The following is a 1,187-nucleotide window of genomic DNA, read 5'->3' as shown; positions in this document are numbered from 1 at the left end:
ATGGAATGGATATTTTCCAGAACATATTTCAACCACTCGTATGGATTTACCTCGTGCTTTTTGCAGATAGCAAAGAAGGAATAAATTCCGGCGGCTCTCTGTGCTGCATCATGGCTTCCTGCAAAGAGGTAGTTCTTTCTGCCAAGAGCCAGGGGGCGAATGGCATTTTCCACCAGGTTGTTATCGATTTCCAGCACACCATCATATAGATACCCATTTAGCTGATCCCACCTCTCCATCGTGTATCTAAAGGCTTTTCCGATAGGACTCTTTGGAAGCAGCTGGTGATTCCTCATCTGCTGGAACATCCATTTGCCCAGCTCGTTTAATATCGGCAATGACTTTTCAAGACGCAGCTCCTTTCGCTGATCAGGAGTCAGTTTATCTTCCCGAGCCTGGGCCTCTACAGCATATAGCTGCTGGATGAAGGTCAGTGCTTTTTCCGCCCGCTCTTTATCATTATCCTTTGCCTTATCAAATTCTCTTCTGGCATGTGCCCAGCAATTCAGGTGAGTGACCCCTTCACGCTGGCCGATTTTGTCATACGCGCCGTACCCATCCGTCTGCAGGTATCCTTTAAAATCAGCTAATACATGATCGGCAGCCTCCCGGCTACGCCCAGGCTGGTAATCAAAGAGTACGGTTTTGTCTATAAGGTTATGGTACACCCAGTAAAATCCCCTATGGGTGGTGCCTTTCTTATTTTTATCGATGACCTTGATCGGGGACTCATCAGCCTGCAGGTACCCCATGGCCCGGGTATCAATCAGCAGATACTGGTAGAGGATATCGATTATTTTCAAAGCCTGCCTGGTCCAGCCTTCCAGGGTAGAGGAGGCAATTGGAATTTTCTCTCGTTTAAAGCGCTGGAGTAACCGGTAAAGCGGGAGATGCTCCAGGTATTTACACGTCAATATCCAGGCCAGTAGTCCAGCTCCGGGGATCCCTTTTTCGATCACTCTGTTTGGAAGCTCCCCGATCACCACTCCTTCCTTGTTTTTAGGAGCATATTTATAGCGGATATACCGCTTGATGTAAAAACTTGCCGGCTTATACTCAAGCTCCTCGGTTACTTCCTTACCGATGCATACCATATCGCTGGTATCCTCACTGGGATAGATCTCTATTTCTTCTACCGGCAGGTGATCAGGAAGGGGCTGACGACCTTTATGATTAGAGGTTCTTTT

1 protein-coding gene is annotated in these 1,187 nt (G+C 47.6%); it reads right to left on the bottom strand.

Going from position 1 to position 1,187, the window contains the following annotated elements; translation table 11 throughout:
- Window positions 1-1,187, bottom strand: a 1,187-nt coding sequence (tnpC, locus tag RM539_RS19825) for an IS66 family transposase (protein ID WP_311505156.1), incomplete at both ends; no start/stop codon positions are given.

This window comes from Autumnicola musiva (assembly GCF_031846585.1).
Classification (GTDB): domain Bacteria; phylum Bacteroidota; class Bacteroidia; order Flavobacteriales; family Flavobacteriaceae; genus Autumnicola; species Autumnicola musiva.
The sequence above is the reverse complement of the archived record's forward strand: the minus strand, read 5'-3'. Positions and strand labels throughout refer to the sequence as shown.